Origin of the sequence: Joostella sp. CR20 (genome assembly GCF_038433465.1) — a bacterium.
Classification (GTDB): domain Bacteria; phylum Bacteroidota; class Bacteroidia; order Flavobacteriales; family Flavobacteriaceae; genus Galbibacter.
Map to the genome: position 1 here is coordinate 1 of NZ_JAESVF010000031.1, position 1,219 is coordinate 1,219.

Consider the following 1,219-nt stretch of genomic DNA (forward strand, 5'->3'; position numbering starts at 1 on the left):
GGATACAGAATATACGCTCAACAACATCAAGATCCCTAAAATATATTTATAGCTTACTTGTTTCATCATCTATCTAATAAAATTTATACTCTCTTAATCTTTAATTTATATACAACCATCCTGTACGTACTTTACTTCCATCACCTAAATCAACCACATAGTAATACGTTCCTGTTGGTAGTTTATCCGATTTGTTGATTGTAGCACGTCCGTTTGAAGTACCATCCCAATTATTTTGATAATTCAAGGCTTCAAACACTTCAATTCCCCAACGGTTATAGATTCTCACTACGTTATTAGGATAATTTTCAATACAACGAATGGTGAAATAATCATTACGTCCATCTCCATTAGGTGTAAACACATTGAAAATTTTAAAACAGTCACTATTTATCTCAACTATAGCAATTGCCTCATCATTCAAAGGATTTGTATCCGTTTGATCTAAATCAGTCAGTGTAACCACATTGATATACGCATCCACAGAGGTTGTTTCTGCAGTGATGCTAAGTGTCACTGTTTCATTAGGCATTAAACTCGAAATCGTATACGCGCCTGTTACCTGATCATAACTTCCTTTACTTACTGAACTCTCCGTAAAACGATATCCTGATGGAAGCTCGTCAGTAACAACCACATTGGTTGCTTCAATAGTTCCTAAATTGCTAACTGTAACGGTAAAAATCACTTCTTCTCCTACATATGCTGATACTACGTTTACAGATTTAGTAACTGCAATATCAGTTTCATTTTCTTCTGGAGTAGGGTCTGGATCAATCGGAAGTGGTGTAACGGTACAGTCTGGACATGTAGGGTCTACCAATGGGCTATTTGGAGCTATTGGTGTTAAATCTTCCGAAGTATCAGTTACATTTTTTCCATCAGGATTAGTACCTGTAACAGTTGCCAAGTTATATACAGCTTCCGCTTCAATATCAGCTTCCGTAATTGTATAAATAGCAGTAAACGTAGTACTATCTTGAGCCTCCACAGCTAAGTCTATTGGTCCCCCTTGCACGGTTACTAATGGATCCGTTATTGTAACACCTGTAATTGGTGTTTGTCCTGTATTTACTACTGTGAAAGTATATAGAACTTCATCTCCTACATTAACCACATCATTCCCATCAGTATCTTGATATACTCCTTCTTTGAAAAGTTGCAATGAAGATTCCAAAATCGCTGTATTCGTATCGGTACAGTCTGGACAGTCAGGTGT

1 protein-coding gene is annotated in these 1,219 nt (G+C 36.7%); it reads right to left on the bottom strand.

Going from position 1 to position 1,219, the window contains the following annotated elements; translation table 11 throughout:
• Positions 1 to 100: 100 nt before the first annotated feature.
• A partial coding sequence (locus JMA43_RS13910) for a T9SS type B sorting domain-containing protein (protein WP_342157315.1) occupies positions 101 to 1,219 on the bottom strand: 1,119 nt, incomplete at its 5' end.